The sequence below is a fragment of the Pseudomonas sp. ATCC PTA-122608 genome, from assembly GCF_001952855.1.
GTDB lineage: Bacteria > Pseudomonadota > Gammaproteobacteria > Pseudomonadales > Pseudomonadaceae > Aquipseudomonas.
On the sequence record NZ_LPNO01000046.1, the window covers coordinates 52,444 to 69,767 of the forward strand.

Genomic DNA, 17,324 nt, shown 5'->3' on the forward strand with positions numbered 1-17,324 from the left:
GCCGAATCTAGTCATGTCTGACTTTTCGGTCAACGATTTTCTGACCTAAGGGTCAAGAAAATGCGATTTCAACATCCTTAATTATGGTCCAGTTCTCTGGAACCGCCGTTTTTGGGGGCTTCTGGACTTTAACGGCTGCTTATTTCATGCCAAATTCGTGCTTGTGGGCCGTACGCCATCAACCGGCAAGTGCGCTACACTGCCGCGCTTGTACCGATAGAAGATTTTGAAGGGAAAACATGACGTTCAAGGCGCCGGATAGTCTTGCCGAGCAAATCGCTCACCACCTCGCCGAACGTATCATTCGCGGGGACCTCAAGCCTGGGGAGCGGATCCAGGAGCAGAAGGTCACACTGGCGCTTAATGTCAGCCGTGGTTCCGTGCGCGAAGCCTTGCTGATCCTTGAGCGTCGGCACCTGATCGCGATCCTGCCGCGCCGTGGCGCCCATGTCACCGAGCTGACTGCCCACAAGGTGCAGAGCCTGTGCACGCTGATGGGCGAGCTGTATATCTTGCTGGGCAACGCCGTCGCCGCCGGTTGGCAGACCCAGGCCGACATGGCGCCGTTCGTGCAGATCCAGCAGCGCCTGGTCGCCAGCTTCGAACGTCAGGACATTCGTGCCTTCGTCGAGGAAAGCTTCAATGTGATGCGCGCTGCGTATCCGTTCGCCAACAACCCGTATTTGCAGGAAACCGTCGAGAACCTGCAGCCGGCGATGAACCGCGCCTATTACCTGGCGCTGGATCAACGCAAGGCGTCCATGAGCGAGTACCTGGTGCTGTTCGAGCAATTGCTCGCCGCCGTGCTGGCCCGTGACCTGCCACAGATTCGCGAAGTACTCTCGGCCTACGGCGAGCGCAGTTGCTCGCTGGTCATTGCTGCGTTGGCGGAAGCCTAAGCGTGCGGCTCAAGTGCATCAAACTGGCGGGGTTCAAATCCTTCGTCGACCCGACCACGGTGAACTTCCCCAGTAACATGGCGGCGGTGGTCGGGCCCAATGGCTGCGGCAAGTCGAACATCATCGACGCCGTACGCTGGGTGATGGGCGAGAGCTCCGCGAAAAACCTGCGTGGCGAGTCGATGACCGACGTCATCTTCAACGGCTCCACCAGCCGCAAGCCGGTGAGCCAGGCCAGTATCGAGCTGGTGTTCGACAACTCCGACGGCACCCTGGTGGGCGAGTACGCGGCCTATGCGGAAATTTCCATCCGCCGCAAAGTCACCCGCGACAGCCAGAACAGCTACTTCCTCAACGGCACCAAGTGCCGCCGCCGGGACATTACCGACATCTTCCTCGGCACCGGCCTGGGCCCGCGCAGCTACTCGATCATCGAGCAGGGCATGATCTCCAAGCTGATCGAAGCCAAGCCCGAAGACCTGCGTAACTTTATCGAGGAAGCGGCTGGCATCTCCAAGTACAAGGAACGCCGCCGCGAGACCGAAAACCGTATCCGTCGTACCCACGAAAACCTCGCCCGCCTGACTGACCTGCGTGACGAGCTGGAGCGCCAGTTGGAGCGGCTGCACCGTCAGGCCCAGGCGGCCGAGAAGTATCAGGAATACAAGGGCGAGGAGCGTCAGCTCAAGGCGCAACTGTCGGCCTTGCGCTGGCAGGCGTTGAACGACCAGGTGGGCCAGCGCGAAGCGATCATCGGCACCCAGGAAATCAGCTTCGAAGCCTTGGTGGCCGAGCAGCGCAATGCCGACGCCAGCATCGAGCGCCTGCGGGACGGCCACCATGACCTGTCCGAGCGCTTCAATCTGGTGCAGGGGCGCTTCTATTCGGTGGGCGGTGACATCGCCCGGGTCGAGCAGAGCATCCAGCACGGCCAGCAACGCTTGCGCCAGTTGCAGGACGACCTGAAGGAAGCCGAACGCGCGCGCCTGGAAACCGAATCGCACCTGGGCCACGACCGCACTTTGCTGCTGACCCTCGGGGAGGAGCTGGACATGCTCACTCCCGAGCAGGAAGTCACCAGCGCTGCCGCCGAGGAAGCCGCTGCGGCCCTGGAAGAATCCGAAACCACCATGCACGCCTGGCAGGAGCAGTGGGACACCTTCAACCTGCAATCCGCCGAGCCGCGCCGCCAGGCTGAGGTGCAGCAGTCGCGCATCCAGCAACTGGAAACCAGCATGGAGCGCCTGGCCGAGCGTCAGCGGCGTTTGGTGGAAGAGCGCGTGTTGCTCGCGGCCGACCCGGAAGACGCGGCGATCCTCGAGCTGAGCGAGAAACTCGCCGAAAGCGAAATGACACTGGAAGAGCTGGAAGCCAGCGAAGAACAACAAGTGGAACGCCTGGAGCAATTGCGTCAGCAACTGCAACAGGCGACCCAGGCGCAGCAAACCGCTCAGGGCGATTTGCAGCGGCTTAACGGTCGATTGGCCTCCCTTGAAGCCTTGCAGCAAGCGGCGCTCGACCCGGGCACCGGCACAGCCGAATGGCTGCGCGAGCAACACCTGGCCGAGCGCCCGCGCCTGGCCGAAGGCTTGAAGGTCGAAGCCGGTTGGGAACTGGCGGTGGAAACCGTGCTTGGTGCCGACCTGCAAGCCGTGTTGGTGGATGATTTTGGCGGTTTCGACCTGGCGGGGTTTACCCAGGGCGATCTGCGTTTGCTCAGCCCCGCAGCTGACGGCACGCGCGTGCGGGGCAGCTTGCTGGACAAGGTCGAGGCGGCGATTGATCTGTCGCCTTGGCTCGGCCAGGTCAAGCCGGTGGACAGCCTCGAGCAGGCCCTGGCCCAGCGCGGCCAATTGGCGGCCGGGCAAAGCCTGATCAGCCGTGACGGTTTTTGGGTCGGCCGGCACTTTTTGCGGGTGCGTCGCGCCAGCGAAGCGGAAAGCGGCGTTCTGGCCCGTGGCCAGGAAATCGTCAACCTGACCGCCGAGCGCGAAGAGCGCGAAGCCACACTCGAATCCCTGGAAAACCAGCTGCAAACCCTGCGCGCCACCCAGCGTCAGCAAGAGACCGGCCGCGAACACCTGCGCCGGCTGTTGCAGGACGAAGCGCGCCAGCAAGGCGAATTGAAAGCCCAGCTCTCGGCGAGCAAAGCCAAGGTCGAACAACTGACCTTGCGCCGCACCCGGCTCGATGAAGAAGTGGCCGAGATGGGCGAGCAGCGCGCCCTCGAACACGAACAAGTCGGCGAAGCGCGCCTGCAACTGCAGGACGCCCTCGACAGCATGGCCCTGGACACCGAGCAGCGCGAGTTGCTGCTGGCCCAGCGCGACAGCTTGCGCGAGCGCCTCGACCGGGTGCGTCAGGAAGCCCGCCAGCACAAGGACCACGCCCATCAACTGGCCGTGCGCCTCGGCTCCCTGCGGGCGCAACACGACTCCACGCGCCAGGCCCTCGAGCGCCTGGAAATGCAGTCCGAACGCCTGACCGAAAAGCGCGAGCAACTGAGCCTCAACCTGGAGGAGGGCGAGGCCCCGCTGGAAGAGCTGCGCCTGAAGCTCGAAGAGTTGCTCGACAAGCGCATGACCGTCGACGAAGAACTCAAGACTGCACAAATCGCCCTGGAAGACGCCGACCGTGAACTGCGCGACGCCGAAAAGCGTCGGACCCAGGCCGAACAGCAATCGCAACTGATCCGTGGCCAGCTCGAACAACAGCGCATGGAATGGCAGGCCCTGACGGTTCGCCGCAAGACCCTGCAAGACCAGTTGCTGGAAGACGGCTACGACTTGCACGGCGTGCTCAATACCCTGACCGCCCAGGCCAACGAGAAAGAAGCCGAAGAAGAACTTGAGCGGATTGCTGCACGCATTCAACGACTCGGCGCGATCAACCTCGCGGCCATCGACGAGTACCAGCAGCAGTCCGAGCGCAAACGTTATCTGGACGCGCAGAACGCCGACCTGGTGGAAGCGCTGGACACCCTGGAAAACGTGATCCGCAAGATCGACAAGGAAACCCGTAATCGCTTCAAAGATACCTTTGATCAGATTAATGGCGGTTTACAGGCGTTATTCCCGAAAGTTTTCGGTGGTGGCAGCGCTTACTTGGAACTGACGGGCGAAGATCTACTCGATACAGGGGTAACGATCATGGCGCGGCCTCCGGGCAAGAAGAACAGCACCATCCATTTGTTGTCCGGTGGCGAGAAGGCACTGACCGCATTGGCCCTGGTATTTGCGATCTTCAAGTTGAACCCGGCACCGTTCTGCATGCTCGACGAAGTTGACGCCCCGCTGGATGACGCTAACGTTGGACGGTATGCGCGACTGGTTAAAGAGATGTCCCAGACCGTGCAGTTCATCTATATCACCCACAACAAGATCGCCATGGAAATGGCCGATCAGTTGATGGGCGTGACGATGCACGAGCCGGGCTGTTCGCGATTGGTGGCGGTGGATGTCGAAGAGGCGATGGCGCTGGTGGAATCCTGAGGCGCACTTCGTAGGAAGATTTCCAGCGCGATGTAGGGTGATTTACCGGTCTGGGAAAAGTGGCAAATGGACATATTTGTTCAAGGCATTTTGACAGACGGTGTAAAGTTATCTTTGGTCGTGCTAGTTTAATGTCAAATTTTCGTATGCGTGGGCAAAACGTCATTCAGAACATAGAGTTGGCGCCACGTTTTAAAGCGGTTTGCACGGTGCTAAACCCCTTATTTTTCAGCATTTTTTATTAGAGGCACGGGATTACATGGAAATCGGTCTGCGCGAGTGGCTGATCGTCATCGGCATTATTGTCATTGCCGGTATTCTTTTTGATGGCTGGCGTCGGATGCGCGGCGGCAAGGGCAAGTTGAAATTTCGCCTGGACCGCAACCTGTCCAATTTGCCGGACGACGACGGCAGCGCCGAGCTGCTGGGGCCTCCACGTGTCCTGGATAACCATAAAGAGCCGCAACTGGACGAGCACGACCTGCCGTCGATGAGCGCACCGGTGCGTGAAGCCCGCGAGCCCAAGCGCGGCAAGCGCAGCGCGGCCAGCGAGCCATCGCAGGGCGACCTGAACCTGGACCTGGAAGAAGGCCCGAGCTTCAGCAGCCGTGATGATGACTTCCCGGATGAGTCCCCGACCAAGAGTGCCCATAAAGAATCCGTCAAGGATCAACCGGCTGCCGAAGAGGTGCTGGTGATCAGCGTGATCTGCCGCGACGCCGCCGGCTTCAAAGGCCCGGCCCTGCTGCAAAATATTCTGGAAAGCGGCCTGCGTTTCGGCGAGATGGATATTTTCCACCGCCACGAAAGCATGGCCGGCAACGGTGAAGTCCTGTTCTCCATGGCCAACGCGGTCAAGCCGGGCATCTTCGATCTGGACGACATCGACCATTTCAGCACCCCGGCAGTGAGCTTCTTCCTTGGTTTGCCAGGCCCGCGTCACCCGAAACAGGCGTTCGACGTGATGGTGGCTGCAGCCCGCAAGCTGTCCCAGGAGCTCAACGGCGAACTCAAGGACGACCAACGCAGCGTCCTGACCGCCCAGACCATCGAGCACTACCGTCAGCGCATCGTCGAGTTCGAGCGTCGCGCCCTGACACAGAAGCGCTAAGGTCCAAGCTTACGCGTTGCCTGTAGAATCCATGCACTAACATATTGAGCAGCTTCGGCTGCTCTTTTGCTTTATGAGAGAACACCCATGACCGCCGCCCACACCCGCATCCTCGAACTGCGCGCTGAACTGGATCAGCACAACTACCGTTACCACGTCCTCGACGAACCGAGCATCCCGGACGCCGAGTACGACCGGTTGTTCCACGAGCTCAAGGCCCTGGAAGCCGAGCACCCGGACCTGGTAACCCGTGATTCACCGACGCAGCGGGTCGGCAGTGCGGCGTTGTCGGCGTTCACTCAGGTGCGTCACGAAATCCCGATGCTCAGCCTGGGCAATGCCTTCGATGAAAGCACCATGCTTGAATTCGATCGCCGGGTCACCGAAGGCCTCGACCTGCCGGTGGGCGACCTGTTTGGCGGCGGCGCGGCGGTGGAATACAGCTGCGAGCCGAAGCTTGATGGCCTGGCGGTCAGCCTGCTGTATCAGGACGGTGAGCTGGTGCGCGGCGCCACGCGCGGCGACGGCACCACCGGCGAAGACATCAGCGTCAACGTGCGCACCGTGCGCAATATTCCTTTGAAGCTGCACGGCACCGGCTGGCCGGCGACCCTCGAAGTGCGCGGTGAAGTGTTCATGTCCAAGGCTGGCTTCGAGCGGCTGAACGCCACGCAACTGGAAGTTGGCGGCAAGACCTTCGCCAACCCGCGCAACGCGGCGGCGGGCAGCCTGCGACAGTTGGATTCGAAGATTACCGCCAGCCGCCCGCTGGAATTCTGCTGCTATGGCGTGACCACGGATATCAGCGACACCCATATCGGCAACCTGCAACAGCTGAAGAAGTGGGGCATGCCCATCAGCCATGAGTTGAAACTGGCCAAGGGGATTCAGGATTGCCTCGACTACTACCGCGATATCGGTGAGCGACGGAATGCCTTGCCCTATGAAATTGACGGGGTGGTGTTCAAGGTCAATAGCATTGCCTATCAACGGGAGCTGGGCTTCCGCGCCCGAGAACCACGTTGGGCGATTGCCCATAAATTCCCGGCGATGGAAGAACTGACCGAACTGCTGGACGTTGAATTCCAGGTGGGTCGTACCGGCGCTGTGACGCCCGTGGCACGCTTGAAACCGGTCAAGGTCGCGGGTGTGACCGTGTCCAACGCCACCTTGCACAACATGGACGAAGTGGCGCGCCTGGGCCTGATGATCGGCGACACCGTGATCATCCGCCGTGCCGGTGACGTGATCCCCCAGGTGGTGTCGGTGGTCACCGAGCGTCGCCCGGATAACGCCCGCGCGGTGCAAATCCCCGAGAGCTGCCCGGTGTGTGGTTCTCACGTTGAGCGCACGCAACTGGTCAAGCGCAGCAAGGGCAAGGAAACCGTCAGCGAAGGCGCGGTATACCGCTGCGTCGGGCGCCTGGCCTGTGGTGCGCAGCTCAAGCAGGCGATCATTCATTTCGTTTCGCGCCGCGCCATGGACATCGATGGCCTGGGGGACAAGACCATCGAGCAACTGGTGGATGAGAAACTGATCGGCTCGCCGGCTGACCTCTACAAGCTCAAGTACGATCAGATCATCGACCTGGAAGGTTTCGCCGACGTCTCCAGCAAGAAGCTGATCACCGCCATCGAAAACAGCAAGACGCCGACCCTCGCACGGTTCATCTATGCCCTCGGCATTCCCGATGTAGGCGAGGAGACGGCCAAGGTGCTGGCACGCTCGCTGGCGTCCCTGGAGCGCGTGCAGCAGGCCTTGCCGGAAGTGCTGACGTACTTGCCGGACGTTGGCCTGGAAGTGGCCCACGAGATTCACAGCTTCTTTGAAGACAGTCATAACCAGGACGTGATCGGTGCCTTGATCTCCAAGGACGAGTGCGGGCTGGAATTGCAGGAGCAGGGCGACCTGAGCGCCGAGTTCGCGGCCAGCACCACGTTGGGCGGCTTGCTCGACAAGCTGCACGTACCGTCCGTAGGGCCGGGCGCCGCGCAGAAACTGGCCGACAAGTTTGGCTCCCTCGAAGGCGTGATCAAGGCCGACTGGCTCGACATGCGCCAGGCGTTGCCGGAGAAGCAGGCCAAGGCTGTCCGGGATTTCTTTGACATCGAAGAAAACGCCAATCGTGCGCTGGCCATCGAGCAACAGCTCAAGGACTTCGGCATGCACTGGCAGAGCGAGAAGAAGGTCGTCGAAGGTTTGCCCGAGGCGGGTCACACCTGGGTGCTTACCGGCTCCCTGGAACTGATGAGCCGGGATGTCGCGAAGGAAAAACTCGAAAGCCTTGGCGCCAAGGTGGCGGGTTCGGTGTCGGCGAAAACCCACTGCGTGGTGGCCGGGCCAGGTGCCGGGTCGAAGCTGGCGAAGGCCAGTGAGCTGGGCTTGAAAGTGCTGGATGAAGAGGCGTTTGTGGCGTTTTTGGCCAAGCACAACATCACGGCCTGATACTTTTTGTGATGAGCGGGCTTGTTGTGGCGAGGGGACAAGCCCCCTCGCCACAAGTAATAGGCTGCCAATAAAAAACTGGAACGATCAGCTCGTAACCATGATCTAGTCTTGGGCAGCCCAGGGAGAGATCGCCATGTACCGCTTCTTCGAACAACTCAGTTCGCGCATTGCCGCACCGTTCATGGCCGAGACCTCGCGCAACAGCAAGGTTTGGCAGTGCCGTTGCGGGCAGTCCCTGTTCTTTCGCAACAGCCAGTGCCTGGCCTGTTCGGCGCTGCTGGGCTATCAGCCGGAGCAGAGTCGCCTGTCATCCCTGCAGCCCGGCCCGTATGCCGATACCTGGCTGCTGGACGCCGACCCTGAAGCGGGCGCATTTCGCCGCTGCGCCAACCTCGAGACGCCAGCCGCCTGCAATTGGCTGCTGCCCGCCGACAACGGCCAGACCTTGTGCGTGGCGTGCAGCCTGAACCGCACCATTCCCGACCTGTCGATCCCTGAAAACCCCGAACGCTGGCGCAAGGTCGAAACCGCCAAGCGCCGCCTCGTGGCGCAACTCATCAGCCTGGGCTTGCAGGTGATTCCCAAGACGGCCGATGAAGACACGGGCCTTGCGTTCGATTTCGTCGGCATCGACCTGGAAGGCAACGCACCTACCACCGGCCATGCCAACGGCCTGATCACCCTCGATATCAAAGAAGCCGACGACGCTCATCGCGAGCAGATCCGCGTACAGATGCGCGAGCCTTACCGCACCTTGCTCGGTCATTTCCGTCATGAGGTCGGCCATTACTACTGGGACCGCCTGATCGCCAACAGCCACTGGCTGGAGCCGTTCCGCAGCCTGTTCGGCGACGAGCGCGCCAGCTACGCCGACGCCCTCGAGCAGCACTATCAGAACGGCCCGCGCGCGGACTGGCAGCAAACCTGCGTCAGCGCCTACGCCACCATGCACCCGTGGGAAGACTGGGCGGAAACCTGGGCGCATTACCTGCACATGATGGACGCCGTCGACACCGCGCTGGGTTTCGGCATGAGTGCCCGGGAGATGGACCTGGACTATCAACCATTCCCCCTGAGCACCCTCTACGACCCTGAACATCCCGGTGGCACGGCGTTCTTGTCATTCGTCAACGCATGGATCGAACTGGCCGGCATGCTCAACGAACTGTCCCGCAGCATGGGCCAGCCGGATTTCTATCCGTTCGTCCTGCCGCCGGCGGTGATTGCCAAGCTGCACTTCATTCACCTGGTGATCCAGCAAGAGGGCGGCAGGGCAGATGAGGTCGTGCTTTTGTAGGAGCAAGCTTGCTCGCGAAGGTCGTCAACGATAACGCGCCTGTCCTGAATGAACGCAGTGTCTTTGGGTTCTTCGCGGGCACACTCACTCCTGCAGGCAAGTACTTGAACCATCAGATATTTTAATCCCGCGCGAACGGTTGTAACTTCCGATGAGATCGGTACAATGGCGCGGCTTGCCGAGAGGCGAGCGTCGTTATGGTGATCCCATCGGTCCCCCCGCAACGATTACCCGTGAACCTGGTCAGAGCCGGAAGGCAGCAGCCACAGCGGGAACATTGTGTGCCGGGGTGTGGCTGGTGGGGTTGCCTCCATAACGCCACCCTCCTTGATTCAAAAAAATACCTTTATGAAACCCTTCGCTGGCAATAGTCATCTGCGAAGCGATTTCTGCTGTTCGTCCTTCAGCTCAGTGCTCACAAGCCCGAAAGCAATCGTTACCGGCAAAAGACTGTGAGGGCTCTTTCACAACTTCAAGCTTCCACTCTGGACAACCCAAAACCACCTTGCTAGTTTGCGCCAGTCACATATTTCAAAATATGTCGACGGCACATGGATGATATTAAAGTGATGGCGCTTTATTGCTCATTCACCCTAACTAACAAGGATGTCGGTCATGAAAAGCCTGCAAGGGTTGCCCACGCTCATCAGCGCTTCCGTCGGTGCCCCCGGCAAAGCCCGCAACTTGCCCGCCGACGTTCAGTGCATCCAGTATTTGTTCAACTTGATCATTCCCAAGTTGAGTTTCCCCCTGGCCGAAAATGGCAAGTGCGACGGCCAGTTGGTGCAGTGCATCAGCCAGTATCAGTTTCGCTACCTCAAGTACGCCCATCCCGACGGGGTTATCGACCCCACCGGGCGCACCTTCAATAGCCTGATCGAAGAGGCGGTGAAGGTAGCGGTCAAGCCGAATCCTGCCCTGCGTATTCCGACCTTCCTGAATGTGTTCGGCAACACCAGTTCGGATATGGTCCAGGCCACGGTCAACCATTACCTGGATCGCATGCGGGCGATGATCGAGGCCGAGCGGCGCAACCGGCAGATGATGCTCCAGGCCGCGTGCGACGGGGGCACGACGCTCACGGACACGGACTTCCAGAACGCCGCCACGCAGTTGGGCAGCGGGATTTCGGTCAATATCATCAAGGCCTTCGCCACGGTGGAGTCGGGCGGGCGCTCCGGGTTCGGGCCGGCCAAGTTGCCGGTGATCGCTTTTGAAGGGCACCACTTTCGCAAGTACACCAACCATAAATACGATCAGACCCACCCGCTGTTGTCGTACCCCTACGTGAAAAAAGCCGGCCCCCAGTGGAAGGCCAATAACAAGGACCAGACCAAGGCCTGGGAAACCATGGCCACGGCCTTTGCGCTGGATCAGGAGGCGGCCTTGAAGTCGGCCTCTTGGGGTATGTTTCAGATAATGGGGTCCAACTGCACGGCCTGTGGTTATAAAACGGTGTTTGAGTTTGTCGTGGCCATGAAGATTAATGCCGGGCATCAACTCAAGGGCTTCCTCGGTTTTTGCGGTCAGAGCCCGGCCCTGGTCAAGGCCATGAAGAACAAGGATTACGCCGCCATGGCGCTGAACTATAACGGCAAGGATTATGGCGACTATGACCATCGAATCAAAAAAGCCTACGAAGCACTTGAAGGGAAAAAATAGAATGCCGTTCAAACGTTGCCTGTCCCGATTGCTGGTTGCCTCTTTCGTTTGTGTTGCTGCGGGAACGCCGGCGTTTGCCGCTGCGCTGCACTCGGGCAAGTACGAAGGGCTGATGCTGGCCGTGACGCCTGAGCATCAGGTGGAAGGTTTTTATGCTGAAGAGATGGGCGAGGGCGTGACCCGCACGTGCACGTTCTTCCTGCAGGGCAAGGTCGACGGTGCGAAGGCGTCGGTGTCCACGTGGCTGGATGCGACTTACCCGGGAACCGTTGCGGCGTCCTCGGACGGTGTGACGCTGACGGTGGAGAAGGGCCGCGAGCATCCCGGTTGCATCAGCGTGCTGATGCCGGAAATCGCCACCGGCCTGGACCTGACCCAGACGGCTGCCAAGAAGTGGATTGGCCTGGTGACCGTTTCAGCCGACAAGGCCTTCCTGCAAAAGACTCCGGACGCCAAGGCTAGTCATCGTGCCTATGTGGTCAAGGACGATGTGGTCGCGGTGCTGGCGTTCAAGGATGGCTGGGCCCAGGTCGAGTTCATCAATGGCGAAGGCCGCTCTTCCAAGGGCTGGATCAGCCAGGACCAGTACGCCAGGCTGACGCCGGCAAAAAGCTGAGGGTGTTCCCCGCGCCGCGGTGTGCCGGGCACGCCGCGGCTTTTTTGATCGTTCCCTCGCTCTGCGTGGGAATGCAGCCTGGGACGCTCCGCGTCCCGCCTTACTTCTCTCAGTATTCAGGCCTTGTTGCGGTTGAACAGCTTGCGGATAACGGCGAACAGCGCCACGACGCCGATCACCAGGAACTTCTTCGCCGCCAGCAGGAAGATGCCGATCTTGGCAAACAGCCCGGCCTTGGCCGCGATCCCGCCAGCAACCAGTGCGGCAAGGCCGTAGGTCGCGAGTTTGTCGGTCTTCGGGTTGAAGTCGGTGTACAGGTTGCCATCGGTGAAGTTGGTAAAGGCCAGGACCTTGGGCAACTCTTGCTTGATGGTGGCCAGGTCGGCCATGGCGGCGACGGCGTTGAGTTCCAGCACGCCTTCACGGCCCAGCACGCGGATGCTGTAGTTGAGGGTGGTTTGCTTGGCGTCGTCGGCTTTCAGTTCGCGGGCCCAGTACATCTTGTGGGTGGTGTCGTCGTAGTGCGGCGGCTCGGCCCAGCCCAGCAGGTGCAGGCCTGCGTAGCCTTGTTTCTGGCGTTCTTTGTTGTCTTCGACGTCTTCTTCCTGCATTTGCTTGAGCAGTTCGGTGTAGTCAATTTTCGCAGCGTCTTCGTCAGAAATGTGCCCGTCAGCCTTGTAGCTGACGATCACGCCCCAGCCGCGCTCTGACAATGGGCTGACGGCTTTTGGCACGATCATGCCCAGGGTCTTGAAGCCCGGCGGGTTGCCCCAACCATCGGTCAGCAGGCGCTCGGTGTCTGTGGGGTCGAGGTAGTAGAACTCGTCGTTGAGCTTGAGGGTCGCAATACCGCCGGGCAGGGTGACGGTGCCGGTCTTCTGCTTGAGGGAACCGAGAAAGTGTTCAGCAGTTTCGGGCGCTTCGGCGGGTGCCGTGGCTTCAACGGGAGCCGGCTTGGCGGCAGCGACGGCGGGGGCGACAGGCAGGCTCAGGGCGGCCGCCGCCAGCAACAGGCGGAAGTAATTCATGGTAGTCCCTTACAATTTGAATTAATTTCGCGGGAGGATAACTGAAACATGCTGTAACGGGTTAGCTGAATGTCTCCCGCAGCAGTCCCGCAAAGGCGTCCCGTGCCAGGTGGCGTTGGGTATCTTTGTGCCAGAACAGCAGGTTATCCACCGCCGCCAATTCGTCGAAGCGGTAGGACGTCAATTGGTTGGCCTGCTCGTAGCGCGCCAGGATGCCTTCCGGCGCCAGCGCCACACCAATCCCCGCGCTGACGCAGCCAATGATCGTGCCCCAACTGGCGTAGCTGGCAATGGCCGGCTTGATGTCGTGGGGCTTGAGCCAGTTTTCCAGGGCGGCGCGGTACGGGCAGCCGGGCGGCCAGACCAGCAAGGTGCGGCCGGCCAAATCCCGGGCATCCTCGATAGGCGCGCTGGAGGCGCTGGTGATCAGCACCAGGCGCTCGCTGTAGACCACGCTGTGTTCGAGCTTCGGGCGTTTGCCGCCGGCGGCCACCAGCGCCGCGTCGATGCGGTGATGTTGCAGGTCATCGAGTAACTGCGCCCAGGCGCCGGTCACCAATTCCAATTCCACCTGTGGATAGCGCCGATGGTATTCAGCCAGCAACGGCGGCAGGCGGCCACTGGCACTCGACTCCACGGCGCCGATGCGCAGCTTGCCGCGTGGAATTGCATTGCTGTCGACGGCGCGCTTGGACTCTTCCACCAGCGCCAAAATGCGCTCGCAGTAGTCGAGAAATACTTCGCCGGCCGCACTGATCGCCAACCCGCGCCCGGCACGAATGAACAGCGGGGTGCCCAGCTCGCTTTCCAGCTGCTTGATGCGCGTGGTGATGTTGGACGGCACGCAGTGCAGTTGCAGGGCGGCCTGGGCCACGCTGCCGGTTTGCGCCACGGCTTTCACCATTTTCAGTTGGGCCAGTTCCATCGCTCAGTTCCAGTGATTACAGAAGTCAGAAACGGTTAATTGTCCTGCGCCGTGCCGGGGCCAAGACTGACGGCATTCCCACTGCTGGACGCCGTTCATGAATGCCCCCTCACCCGTAAAGCTTACGCTAGTCACTGCCAGCGTCATCCTCTGTTGGGCATATTCGCCGATTGGCGTGCACCTGGCCTTGCACAGTTACAGCCCGGGCCAACTGGCCTTGGTGCGGTTTCTGATTGCTTCGGTGTTGATGGCCGGCGTGGCATTGGTCGGGAAGATCGAGCGGCCACGGCTGCGGGACCTGCCGTGGCTGCTGGTGCTGGGGTTCTTCGGGATTTTCCTGCACCACCTCACCATCAATTTCGGCCAGCAATTTGTCACGGCTGCGGCGTCCAGTGTGCTGGCGCAGTCCGTTCCGCTGTTTACAGTGCTGGTGGCGTTTTTTGGCTTGAAGGAGCGGGTCACCGGCTGGCGCTGGGGTTGCGTGTTGCTGGGTTTGAGCGGGGTACTGGTGGTGATCTGGGGTGAGCATGGCCTGGGGGAGATTGACCCCCGTGGCTTGATGATCCTGGTGGCGGCGCTGTCGTGGAGCCTTTATTTCACGATCCAGAAACACTATTCCCGGCGCTACAGCCCGCTGACCACGGTGTGCTACACCGTGTGGTCGGGCACCTTGCTGCTGTGTGTGTATTTGCCGGATTTACCGGCAGTGGTGGCGCAGTCATCAGCCCAAGCCAACTGGGCGGTGTTGTTGCTCGGCGTGTTTCCCAGCGCCCTGGCGTACCTGGCCTGGGCCTATGTGTTGCGGCATGCCGAAGTCAGCCGTGCTTCCGTGGCGTTGTACCTGGTGCCGCCGGTGGCGATGGTGATGGCCGCCTCGCTGCTGGGCGAGCAGGTTTCGATGCGCGTGGTGCTGGGTGGCCTGATCGTGCTGGCCAGTGTCGGTGCCATCAGCCTGGAAGGGCGCTGGCGCCGCAAACCGTTACGGGTTCACGGTGAACACCCGCAGGCGGTGACCGTCGGGGTCCTGGGCGACAAAGGTGTAGCCGAAATCCGCCTCGACCGGTGACTGGATGATGCTCAACCCCAGTTGCACCCAGCGCGCGTGCAGTTCATCGACCGCTGCTATATCAGCGACGCAGAATCCCACCTCGCCACCGCCGACTGTGGCCTGGGCAGCCGGCTCCACGGTATGGCGCGACCACAGCCCGAGTTTTACCCCGTTGTCGAGGATGAACAATGCGAAGGTCGGCCCCAGCTCTACAGGTGCATTGTCCAGCAGGCGGCTATAGAGGTTGGCGCTGGTGGCCGGGCTGTCGACGTACAACAAAAAGTAATGGGCAAGGCTATTCATGATGACTCCCTGATAGTGCGCAGCAATGCTGCGGCTCAGTCCCTAGTCTAAGGGGCTGTCCTGTCAGTTCATGTCAGGAGTCATCAAGCAAAGAGCAGACAGTCTCGCTGTCTGCTCTTTTTATTGCGTGCACGGGTGTTGCGAGCTCTAAGGCTTGGACAAGGCCTGGTCTACCGCTGCGATCAGCTTTCCCAGATCCTTCGGGGTGGCTTTATGAATGACACCGAACAGATAAGCGCGCTGTTCCTCTTCGTCGACCAGGTCTGCGAAAAAGACTTTCAGCTTCACTCCCAGCGCCTCTGCGAACAAGAACAGAGCCTCGACGCTGGGTGTATAGGTGCCGGTTTCGAAGCGGCTGATGGTTTTAGGGTCAAAACCGGTTTTTTCACCTAGTTCAGCCTGAGTAAGCCCTGCGACCTTGCGGTAACGTCTGATGGCCGGACCCAAACTTGAAATGTGCATCGCTCAATTCCCATTTAGAATCAAGAACTTAACGATAAATCTTAAAAATAGACAACCGCATATACCATCACCTTTTCTTGCAAAATGTGATGTAATTCGTAGAATCGGCATCTAGGACAAGTATTTGGTGGTCTCGTTTCAGAAGGCAGGTTTATGAAACAGGAAATCATTGCTTTCTCCTTACTCTCATAAATGTGCCCATAAAACGGACGCTTGGCAGGGACTGAAACGTCGCTCGTCAGTGCCACGCTTCATTGCGCCTCACGTGCTGGATACCCGAAATCAAGCCTAGTTGATCATCACTGAATGGATGATGAATTGCTGTGCAAAATCGTGGGTTTGCGCCCGTTTGCGGCCAACCAGCCGATCGACGGCGCAGCCCGACTGGAAATACGAATCCGCCTGTCCTGCCTACCCGGTAGTCGAGAGAGCGATCGAATGCTGTCCATGGAGCTTTAACGTGCGTCTCAACTTGCCGGTCACTGCTGTTGAACAGACTTTTGGGGAGCAGCAACGGCTAATTTCCGCGACTGACGTCAACAGCCACATTACCTACTGCAACGCCGAGTTTGCCGCCATGAGCGGTTTTACCCAGGCCGAGCTGATCGGCAGCACCCATAACCTGGTGCGCCACCCGGACATGCCGCCCGCCGTATTCCAACTGATGTGGAGCTACCTCAAGGCCGGGCAGAGCTGGATGGGCGTGGTGAAGAACCGCTGCAAGAACGGCAACTACTACTGGGTCAGCGCCTATGTGACGCCGATCCTCGAAGACGGGCGGCTGACGGGATACGAGTCGGTGCGGGTCAAGCCCACCCGCGAACAGGTACGGCGCGCCGAAGCGCTTTACGCGCGCTTGCAGGCCGGTGGTGCGGCGGTCGCGCCAGTGCGGCGCCTGGCATCCATGGCCCAGGCCCTGGCTCTGCCATTGGTGGCCGCCGCCGCCAGCGTCGCCGCCTTTCAATGGGTTCCGGGTGTGTGGGGTCAGGCGGTGACCGTTGGCCTGTTTCTCGGTGTAGGTATCTGGGCCCATCAACGCTTGGGACTACAGCTCAAGCGGATTGTGCAGAACACGCCTAACGCCTTTTCCGACCCTATCAGCGCCATGACCTACAGCGATGCGCTGGGGCCGACCGCGCAGTTGGAAATGATCCTGATCAGCGAAGAGGCACGACTTAAGACTGCGCTTACGCGCCTCAGCGATCTGGCCAACCAGATGGCCGAAGCGGCCGCCCATTCCAGCGTGCTGTCGAGCACCACCGAGTCGGCGCTGTTGGAACAACGTGCCGAGACCGACATGACCGCCGCCGCCATGACCGAGATGGCCGCGTCCATCGCCGAAGTGGCGGTGCACGTGCAACAAACCGCCAGCGAAGCCCACACCGCCAACACCCTCGCCGAGCAGGGCAGCCAGGTGGCCGGCACATCGCGCGAGGCGATCCAGTTGCTGGCCGGCACCGTCACCCAGATCAACCAGGCTGTGGGCAACCTCGCCGGGCAGACCCAGCAAATCCAGGTGGCCGCGAGCATGATCCAGGCGATCGCCGACCAGACCAACCTGTTGGCGCTCAACGCGGCCATTGAAGCGGCCCGCGCCGGTGAGCAGGGCCGCGGTTTTGCCGTGGTGGCCGACGAGGTGCGCGCATTGGCGGGCAAGACCCGCGAGTCGACCCAGCAGATCCAGGGCATCATCCAGAACCTGCGGGCCGGCGCCGATGAGGCGGTCGAGATCGCAAGCCTGGGCATTCACGAAGCCGAGCAGGGCGTGCAGCAGGTGCTTGAGGCGCAGCAGGCGCTGCAAGGTATTCGCCACGCGGTGGAACGGATTACCGACATGAGCCAGCAAATGGCTGCCGCCTCCCAGGAACAATCCCACGTCGCCGAGGAAGTTTCACAACAGATCAATAACGTCGCCGCCACGGTGCAAAAGACAGCGGGCAATGCCAACGCTGCAGTCACCCGTGGCAGGGAACTCGAAAGCATCTCTTCCGGGTTGCGCGCCCTGGTCGAGCGGTTCAACCGCTAGCCACAGTG

General features: G+C 60.7%; 13 protein-coding genes and 1 other RNA gene. 10 read left to right on the forward strand and 4 right to left on the reverse strand.

What is annotated here, in order from left to right; all coding sequences use genetic code 11:
• The first annotated feature begins 239 nt into the window (after nucleotides 1–239).
• The 8 genes from AU074_RS26150 (at nucleotide 240) to AU074_RS26185 (ending at nucleotide 11,524) form a co-directional block, all read left to right on the forward strand.
• Nucleotides 240–899 carry a GntR family transcriptional regulator gene (locus AU074_RS26150; RefSeq protein ID WP_076017194.1) on the forward strand — a complete coding sequence of 220 codons (660 nt, stop codon included), beginning with the start codon at nucleotides 240–242 and terminating at the stop codon, nucleotides 897–899.
• Nucleotides 900–901: 2 nt separating this feature from the next.
• On the forward strand, nucleotides 902–4,390 hold the full coding sequence (gene smc / locus AU074_RS26155; protein ID WP_076017195.1) for a chromosome segregation protein SMC: 3,489 nt from the start codon (nucleotides 902–904) through the stop codon (nucleotides 4,388–4,390).
• 259 nt (nucleotides 4,391–4,649) lie between these two features.
• Nucleotides 4,650–5,501 carry a cell division protein ZipA gene (zipA, locus tag AU074_RS26160; RefSeq protein WP_076017196.1) on the forward strand — a complete coding sequence of 284 codons (852 nt, stop codon included), beginning with the start codon at nucleotides 4,650–4,652 and terminating at the stop codon, nucleotides 5,499–5,501.
• 87 nt (nucleotides 5,502–5,588) lie between these two features.
• Nucleotides 5,589–7,946 (forward strand): NAD-dependent DNA ligase LigA, encoded by a 2,358-nt coding sequence (gene ligA / locus AU074_RS26165; protein WP_076017197.1) that lies wholly within the window; start codon nucleotides 5,589–5,591, stop codon nucleotides 7,944–7,946.
• 136 nt (nucleotides 7,947–8,082) lie between these two features.
• Entirely contained in the window at nucleotides 8,083–9,246 is a 1,164-nt protein-coding gene (locus AU074_RS26170; protein WP_076017198.1) for a putative zinc-binding metallopeptidase, read from the forward strand.
• A 207-nt stretch (nucleotides 9,247–9,453) separates the two neighbouring features.
• Nucleotides 9,454–9,550: signal recognition particle sRNA small type (gene ffs, locus AU074_RS26175), an RNA gene on the forward strand.
• Nucleotides 9,551–9,861: 311 nt separating this feature from the next.
• Nucleotides 9,862–10,908, forward strand: a complete 1,047-nt coding sequence (locus AU074_RS26180; protein WP_076017199.1) for an N-acetylmuramidase family protein — start codon at nucleotides 9,862–9,864, stop codon at nucleotides 10,906–10,908.
• Nucleotide 10,909: 1 nt separating this feature from the next.
• Entirely contained in the window at nucleotides 10,910–11,524 is a 615-nt protein-coding gene (locus AU074_RS26185) for a hypothetical protein (protein ID WP_076017200.1), read from the forward strand.
• Nucleotides 11,525–11,640: 116 nt separating this feature from the next.
• Here AU074_RS26185 and AU074_RS26190 read toward each other — a convergent pair whose 3' ends face one another.
• Together AU074_RS26190 and AU074_RS26195 are read right to left on the reverse strand one after the other, a co-directional pair.
• The gene (locus AU074_RS26190; RefSeq protein ID WP_076017201.1) at nucleotides 11,641–12,552 is read right to left on the reverse strand and encodes a DUF2167 domain-containing protein; all 912 of its coding nucleotides are present in this window, start codon (nucleotides 12,550–12,552) and stop codon (nucleotides 11,641–11,643) included.
• A gap of 61 nt (nucleotides 12,553–12,613) precedes the next feature.
• Nucleotides 12,614–13,477, reverse strand: a complete 864-nt coding sequence (locus tag AU074_RS26195; protein ID WP_076017202.1) for a LysR family transcriptional regulator — start codon at nucleotides 13,475–13,477, stop codon at nucleotides 12,614–12,616.
• A gap of 97 nt (nucleotides 13,478–13,574) precedes the next feature.
• On the opposite strand from AU074_RS26195, the gene AU074_RS26200 reads away from it, so the two are divergent.
• A complete protein-coding gene (locus AU074_RS26200) occupies nucleotides 13,575–14,543 on the forward strand; it encodes a DMT family transporter (protein ID WP_076017203.1) in 969 nt (322 codons plus the stop codon).
• Here the strand turns inward: AU074_RS26200 and AU074_RS26205 are convergent.
• Both AU074_RS26205 and AU074_RS26210 read right to left on the reverse strand, forming a co-directional pair.
• Nucleotides 14,457–14,828 (reverse strand): VOC family protein, encoded by a 372-nt coding sequence (locus tag AU074_RS26205; RefSeq protein WP_076017204.1) that lies wholly within the window; start codon nucleotides 14,826–14,828, stop codon nucleotides 14,457–14,459. The two genes, AU074_RS26200 and AU074_RS26205, sit on opposite strands and share 87 nt — an antisense overlap.
• 147 nt (nucleotides 14,829–14,975) lie before the next feature.
• Entirely contained in the window at nucleotides 14,976–15,290 is a 315-nt protein-coding gene (locus AU074_RS26210; RefSeq protein ID WP_003219061.1) for a helix-turn-helix domain-containing protein, read from the reverse strand.
• A gap of 460 nt (nucleotides 15,291–15,750) precedes the next feature.
• Between AU074_RS26210 and AU074_RS26215 the strand changes: the two genes are divergently transcribed.
• Entirely contained in the window at nucleotides 15,751–17,316 is a 1,566-nt protein-coding gene (locus AU074_RS26215) for a PAS domain-containing methyl-accepting chemotaxis protein (protein WP_076017205.1), read from the forward strand.
• The last annotated feature ends 8 nt before the right edge of the window (nucleotides 17,317–17,324 follow it).

Excerpts from the sequence above, each read along its gene's own strand:
- zipA (WP_076017196.1), top strand. The coding sequence starts at position 4,650 with ATGGAAATCGGTCTGCGCGAGTGGCTGATCGTCATCGGCATTATTGTC.
- AU074_RS26200 (WP_076017203.1), top strand. The coding sequence starts at position 13,575 with ATGAATGCCCCCTCACCCGTAAAGCTTACGCTAGTCACTGCCAGCGTC.
- AU074_RS26190 (WP_076017201.1), bottom strand. The coding sequence starts at position 12,552 with ATGAATTACTTCCGCCTGTTGCTGGCGGCGGCCGCCCTGAGCCTGCCT.
- AU074_RS26195 (WP_076017202.1), bottom strand. The coding sequence starts at position 13,477 with ATGGAACTGGCCCAACTGAAAATGGTGAAAGCCGTGGCGCAAACCGGC.
- AU074_RS26180 (WP_076017199.1), top strand. The coding sequence starts at position 9,862 with ATGAAAAGCCTGCAAGGGTTGCCCACGCTCATCAGCGCTTCCGTCGGT.
- AU074_RS26205 (WP_076017204.1), bottom strand. The coding sequence starts at position 14,828 with ATGAATAGCCTTGCCCATTACTTTTTGTTGTACGTCGACAGCCCGGCC.
- AU074_RS26150 (WP_076017194.1), top strand. The coding sequence starts at position 240 with ATGACGTTCAAGGCGCCGGATAGTCTTGCCGAGCAAATCGCTCACCAC.
- AU074_RS26185 (WP_076017200.1), top strand. The coding sequence starts at position 10,910 with ATGCCGTTCAAACGTTGCCTGTCCCGATTGCTGGTTGCCTCTTTCGTT.
- AU074_RS26210 (WP_003219061.1), bottom strand. The coding sequence starts at position 15,290 with ATGCACATTTCAAGTTTGGGTCCGGCCATCAGACGTTACCGCAAGGTC.
- ligA (WP_076017197.1), top strand. The coding sequence starts at position 5,589 with ATGACCGCCGCCCACACCCGCATCCTCGAACTGCGCGCTGAACTGGAT.
- AU074_RS26170 (WP_076017198.1), top strand. The coding sequence starts at position 8,083 with ATGTACCGCTTCTTCGAACAACTCAGTTCGCGCATTGCCGCACCGTTC.